Genomic DNA, 5589 nt, shown 5'->3' with positions numbered 1-5589 from the left:
TTTACCACACCTATACCCTCTTCTTTCAAAACAAGGGATATGGCCCCTATAAATGCAAATGATGAACCTAAAAATACAGGCACTATTTTTTTAGTACAGTAATGAAATAATAAAGTCCCGGCTCCTGCTGTCAAAAGTGCTATTGAAGGATTTAAACCTGTCAAAAAAGGCACCAGTACAGTGGCTCCAAACATGGCCAGTACATGCTGCAGCCCTAAGATATACTTTGTTTTTGTTCCCAGTGTAGTCATCTTTTCCTCCTTAAAATTTTCATTTCTCAATATATATTAATTTTTTTAGTAATTTTTTCAAAAAAAAAGAGACATATGCCTCTTTCAAAAAGGCATCTATCCCCTTATTCTTTCAATAAACTTCTTTTCGTTGACAATATAACGGATATGCTCTCCCTCGCCAACTATTTCATCATTATAGGTAACTTTTACATTGAAAAATAATTTTTTACCTTCTATTTTTGTAAGCTGTGCTTCACATTTGAGACTGTCTCCCACAAGGTTAGCTTTCAAATGGTTTATATTTACAGAGATTCCTACTGTAGTATCTCCCTCTTTCAGTTCATTTTGAGCCAAATTAAAAGCTGTACTTTCCATGAATGCAATCAGCATAGGGGTAGAAAAAACATCTAGTGCTCCTGACGCTACTTTAGCAGCCGTTTCCTCAGCTTTTACAGTTTTCTCAAGAATAAGTTTCATTCCTTCTTTCAATTTAAGCCCTCCTTATATTTCCAACTTTCCTATGGAGTCTACTATGTTTTTTCCGATTTTGTCAAGCATTTTTTGACAGTCCTTGTCTCGTGACCTTAAAAATGTTATTATTTTAAAAAAAATTAAAGGGAGTATTTCTATGAAATTATTTGTTATTTCTGATATTCACGGCTCTTTGGAATGTTTAAAAAAGGCTTTAAATGCATTTGAAAAAGAACAGGCAGATATGATTCTCGTTTTAGGCGATGTTCTTTATCACGGTCCCAGGAATCCCATCCCGAATTCTTATAATCCTCAGTCTGTTGCAGAACTTCTAAATAATCTAAAAAATAAAATTATTGCAGTGAGAGGAAACTGTGACAGCGAGGTTGACCAAATGCTTTTAGAATATCCCATTATGTCAGACTTTTCCACTGTCTTTTGGAATGAAAGACGGATATTTATTACCCACGGACACCTCTACAACAAGGATAAGCTTCCCAATATATGCCAAGGTGATATATTGATTCACGGGCATACCCATATACCACTGGCTGAAATTCACCAGGGTATATTTGTCTTGAATCCGGGATCCATAACTTTTCCAAAGGAAAATTACCCAAACACCTATGGTATATTTGAAGATAATTCTTTTAAGATTAAATCATTCGATCAAGAAATAATAAAAGATATAATATTCTAAAATAATCCATTAAAAAAAGTAGAGGAGCGTAAACCTCTACTTTTTATTATCGACAAACTTTCTGTCCTTTAATATGTTATAGCTGAGAAGTATCATAAATATAGCCATTGATTCTTCCAAGTTTTTAAATATACCTTTTTTCTCCACTGCATGATCATGAAATCTAAATCCAAATTCCATTATTTTAAGAAGATACTTGTCATCGTCTTCATAAGGTGTAAAGACCAATAAAGCAGCTATATAAAGTACGATGATAAACAGGGAAATAACCAATAAAATAATAATCGTTGCCATATCAATCCCCCCCTTGTAATGTAATGCCTCTTGATTATATTATACGGGATAAAGTTTTTTTTCCTTTATTTTTGAACTATGCAGAGGAGGGTCCCTTTCAGAAAGCTCACTTCTGCTATACCTTCTATTATTATATTACTCATACAAATTGACGTTCCTCTTTTTAAACTATGTTTATCTAGTGGAAATTTAAATCCTTTCAATGTCAACTGGCTGACCTCATCAGAAAAAGGTACAAAGGATACTTCGCTACCCTTTTTATTTTCAAATTTAAAATAATTATCAATGATAAATATCTCTTCTTTCCCAGATAGGAATCTGGCTTTTTTATATTTAAAAATCAGATTTAGATTTGTGAGCATGTGGTCGGTTCTACCTCCCATTGCTGCAAATACTATTATTTCATTATAATCTTTAGAATTTAAATATTCTAGAATTATCTCTCCGTCTGTAAAATCTTTGTCCTTTGGGAATTTCTTTATGACGGTTCCCATGCTTTCATAATACTTCAGAATTTCTTCTGAAACAGAGTCCATGTCACCTATTATTTCAACAGGAACTTTTCCCAGCCTGTATGCGTGCATCGCTCCGCCGTCTGCACAGTATATGTCACCACTCTTTGTCATGTACTCTTTATAGAACCCTATATCTTCTGAAAGTTCTCCGTTTAAAAAAACAAATGCTCTTTTCATAGGAATAGTATCAGTCATCATCTTCTGAAATGTCCACTTCTATAAATACCGGAAGATGATCAGAAATACTTTTTCTCACCTCACTATAATTTCCATGTGTAAAATCTATAACTCCGCTGTTACCTGTAAACTCCTTTGTATGTCTATAGGAGTAAAAAATATTATCATAGGAGTTTGAAAGTCCGCTTTTTCCTATGGTAGTCTTATTTACAGGGTCTATCCCGTAAAATATCTGATCTTTATGGGAAAAAATTCGTCTGAAGGAATCGTCATAGGCAGGCAGATTAAAATCTCCACCTATAAGAATATCCTGCTCATTTATATCTCTATCCTGAAAGTAATTATAAACCTTATCCAAGAGATAGGCCTCTGCCCTTCTTTCTCTGATACTATCTCCGTAGATCACATGGCACAGGACATAGGTAAAATCAAACTCCCCTATTTTAAAGTCTGCTCCATAGGGGTCTCTCATATACTCTTTTTGACCGTTTACGTCCTTATTTGGTTTATAAAACCCTATATTTTTATTCAAAAGTTTTACCTTCTCATCTTTCCAGATATAGGCATAATACTCCCTGTATTTTTCAGTTCCCACACTGTGATCAGATATGAGATATTTCCATTTTTCTCCTGTAGTCCTCTCTAGTTCTGCAGTGAGCTTTTTTACACCATCTTTTTTCATAACCTCCTGAAGGCCTATGAGATCAAAGAGAGACAAAAATTCAGAAATACTTTTATAGTCCTTACTCTTATCCCATCCCAGGTGAAGTGAATTGAAACTGGCTATATATGCTTCCTGTGAAAAAATAGAAAATGAAATTAAAAAATATGTGATAATCTTTTTAAAAAAATTCATATTTGCTTCTTCCTTTGGGCTTTTAAATTAATTATAGCAACTTTGAATAAAAATTAACAGTTATTTTGCACGTTGGATTGTTTCGCTATACCTTTCACCAAAAGCTTCTGTGAAAAGTTTATTTTTTTAAATTAAACCCTTAAATAAATTTGTTCAAAAGAGAATAACAGACACTTATTAAATTTAAGAATATATCGCTGTATCATATATATCCTTAGGTTTATAGGGGCTGACCATTTTTTCAATAACTTTATCCCATAAAACCTTTACCTCAGCTTTTTCCAGTTTCTCCAAAGAGAGCAGAAGCTGCTCTTTATATATGAGCTCGTCTTTTGAATTTTTCATTCCATTTATAATAAGTTCCTTGACTCTCTCCTCATCTCCCTCTGACTGTTCCAAACTATAATATTTCACAAGGAGATCATTTGCCACATAGTCTTCAAGGTAAATAAGTTTTCTTACAGAACTTGCTATGAAATCAATATTCAGATTATTTGAAAATCTGCCTCTTTTCTCACCTTCAGTAATAAGATAGGGAAGAAATACATCTTCAAAATGATATTCTTTAACATATTTTGTCAGGATAAAAAAGTTCTTGAAAAAACTTCTTCTCTTAACATCTTTCTTTATAAAATCCTGGTCTACCAGATAGACACTTCCTATATGCTTAAAAAGCGATGTAGTCATATCTTTTGAATGACAGAAATTTACTATAACGTCTTCATAAGCCTTATTTTCTTTCATTTTTTTTATGAATTCTTTGGCTTCTAAGAGCCACTTTGAAAATTCAGGAATCTGGAAAAGTTTTCTTACAAAATTATGATCCCTAAAAAGCTCCCTCCTGGTACTCATGTCAAAGCTTATTATATACTTATCAAATTTTATGTACTTTATAAAGTCATCTATAAAAGCATCTGTTATGTTAAATTCTACAAGCTCATTTTCTTTCAGCTTTATGGTCTCTCTGTCTTTTATACAACCCATTTTTTTCAGCTCTCTAAATAAAAAACTCATAAACATGTCCTTCATCTGCGCAAGATATCCCATCTCTCTCTCACTAAATGGATATATTCCTCTAAGCATTTCTTCGAAATCTATGAAATCATCTACCCCTATAATCCCACTCTTGTTTATCCCCACGGCATTCCAGGTGCAGGTATAGGGAATTGTATATCCCTCTTTATCTGCCATAACAGCTACAAACTGTGCTATCCCTCCTCCAAGAGAGTGCCCTGTGATGGATATATTTTCAATCTCCACCTCTTCCGACCTGGCTATTGTTTCATAGACCTCTATACCGTCTTCAAACTGCTTTGGACGTTTACCCATTCCGATAAGGAGGTCTGTTTCTATGAAGTCCCTGTAGGCATCTTCCACAGGATAGCTCTCACTCCCTCTATAGGAGATGACAAATTTATCCTTTTTCCTGAAGGTGACAGCATAAAATCCAGAGGCTTTGGAATAAAAGTTCTTCCCTGTTACAGTTCTGTTGTCCACATGAAATATCTCCCACGCTCTGAGAAATTCCTTGAAATAATCAAACAGAAGATGATAGTTGTCTTTAGTGAGGAGAATTCCCTCGTTGTTCACTATTCTTTCTCTGGATTTTTCATCTCCAAAAAGAAGTTCTTCCAGTGTTTTTCCATAGTCTTCTTCTGAAAAATCACCATATGATAGCATACTTAGCAATAAAAATTCCATAGCTGTATTCATAAATATTCCTCCTACATTTTAAGGGCAATGAGTAAAAAATAAGTCAATCCTCCTCCTAAAAGAGCACCATAAATAGTTTCAAGGGGAGTATGTATTTTACCCTCTATTCTAGACTGCATTACCAGCAAAATGAGAAAAAAGGTGAGAAAAAATACTTTTATGTTATCTGTTATAAAAAACACATTGACCCCTATAGAGGCTGCCAGAGCACTATGCCCGCTGGGCATTCCTCCTTTTAGAGGAGTGCCTTTCTTATAATAAGACTTCAGCCCGATAACTGCCACAATAACTACAACTAAAATTATAGAAAAAACGTGTTTATGAGAGTTTTTTAAAAATTCAAAACTCTGTATGAAAATAATGTCCAGTTTTTCGTCAAATATCACATAACCAACAACCAAAGAGTTTATAGCAGCTACAAGAACCGCTCCTGCAGCCATGTCCTTAGCATTTTTAGCAAGAGGGTGATAAGACTTACATACGATATCAATGGAGCTTTCAATAGCTGTATTTATAAGCTCTGTTATCCATACCAATGAAATAGTTATGGCAAGAATTACAAATTCCGACTTTGTAACCCCGTACATAAAAGACAGGATTATAACCATAAAAGTCGCCCACACATGAAAC

The 5589-nt window shown here is 34.0% G+C and carries 8 protein-coding genes; 1 reads left to right on the top strand and 7 read right to left on the bottom strand.

Annotated features, from left to right (window positions below; all coding sequences use genetic code 11):
- Both ABZA26_RS06515 and ABZA26_RS06510 read right to left on the bottom strand, forming a co-directional pair.
- Positions 1 to 251: solute carrier family 23 protein (locus ABZA26_RS06515; RefSeq protein ID WP_372713713.1), on the bottom strand; the 251-nt coding region annotated here is incomplete at its 3' end.
- Positions 252 to 347: 96 nt separating this feature from the next.
- Positions 348 to 722, bottom strand: coding sequence for a thioesterase family protein (locus ABZA26_RS06510; RefSeq protein WP_372713712.1), 375 nt, complete (start codon positions 720 to 722; stop codon positions 348 to 350).
- A 139-nt stretch (positions 723 to 861) separates the two neighbouring features.
- Here ABZA26_RS06510 and yfcE point away from each other — a divergent pair, with 139 nt between their 5' ends.
- The gene (gene yfcE, locus ABZA26_RS06505) at positions 862 to 1404 is read left to right on the top strand and encodes a phosphodiesterase (RefSeq protein WP_372713711.1); all 543 of its coding nucleotides are present in this window, start codon (positions 862 to 864) and stop codon (positions 1402 to 1404) included.
- A gap of 36 nt (positions 1405 to 1440) precedes the next feature.
- Here the strand turns inward: yfcE and ABZA26_RS06500 are convergent, their stop codons facing one another.
- From ABZA26_RS06500 to ABZA26_RS06480, 5 genes are all read right to left on the bottom strand, one after another.
- Complete coding sequence (locus ABZA26_RS06500; protein WP_372713710.1) at positions 1441 to 1698, bottom strand: hypothetical protein; 258 nt, start codon at positions 1696 to 1698, stop codon at positions 1441 to 1443.
- A 65-nt stretch (positions 1699 to 1763) separates the two neighbouring features.
- The gene (locus tag ABZA26_RS06495) at positions 1764 to 2390 is read right to left on the bottom strand and encodes a thiamine diphosphokinase (protein ID WP_372713709.1); all 627 of its coding nucleotides are present in this window, start codon (positions 2388 to 2390) and stop codon (positions 1764 to 1766) included.
- Between the two features lie 10 nt (positions 2391 to 2400).
- Positions 2401 to 3246, bottom strand: a complete 846-nt coding sequence (locus ABZA26_RS06490) for an endonuclease/exonuclease/phosphatase family protein (RefSeq protein WP_372713708.1) — start codon at positions 3244 to 3246, stop codon at positions 2401 to 2403.
- A gap of 183 nt (positions 3247 to 3429) precedes the next feature.
- Entirely contained in the window at positions 3430 to 4959 is a 1530-nt protein-coding gene (locus ABZA26_RS06485; protein WP_372713707.1) for a hypothetical protein, read from the bottom strand.
- 11 nt (positions 4960 to 4970) lie between these two features.
- Positions 4971 to 5589 (bottom strand): diacylglycerol kinase (locus ABZA26_RS06480; RefSeq protein ID WP_372713706.1); only part of this gene is annotated, 619 nt, incomplete at its 5' end.

The sequence above is a fragment of the Ilyobacter sp. genome, assembly GCF_041583315.1.
Classification (GTDB): Bacteria; Fusobacteriota; Fusobacteriia; order Fusobacteriales; family Fusobacteriaceae; genus Ilyobacter.
Note: the sequence above shows the minus strand (reverse complement) of the source record. Positions and strands in the feature narration are given on the sequence as shown.

Excerpts from the sequence above, each read along its gene's own strand:
- ABZA26_RS06490 (WP_372713708.1), bottom strand. The coding sequence starts at position 3,246 with ATGAATTTTTTTAAAAAGATTATCACATATTTTTTAATTTCATTTTCT.
- ABZA26_RS06500 (WP_372713710.1), bottom strand. The coding sequence starts at position 1,698 with ATGGCAACGATTATTATTTTATTGGTTATTTCCCTGTTTATCATCGTA.
- ABZA26_RS06485 (WP_372713707.1), bottom strand. The coding sequence starts at position 4,959 with ATGAATACAGCTATGGAATTTTTATTGCTAAGTATGCTATCATATGGT.
- ABZA26_RS06495 (WP_372713709.1), bottom strand. The coding sequence starts at position 2,390 with ATGAAAAGAGCATTTGTTTTTTTAAACGGAGAACTTTCAGAAGATATA.
- yfcE (WP_372713711.1), top strand. The coding sequence starts at position 862 with ATGAAATTATTTGTTATTTCTGATATTCACGGCTCTTTGGAATGTTTA.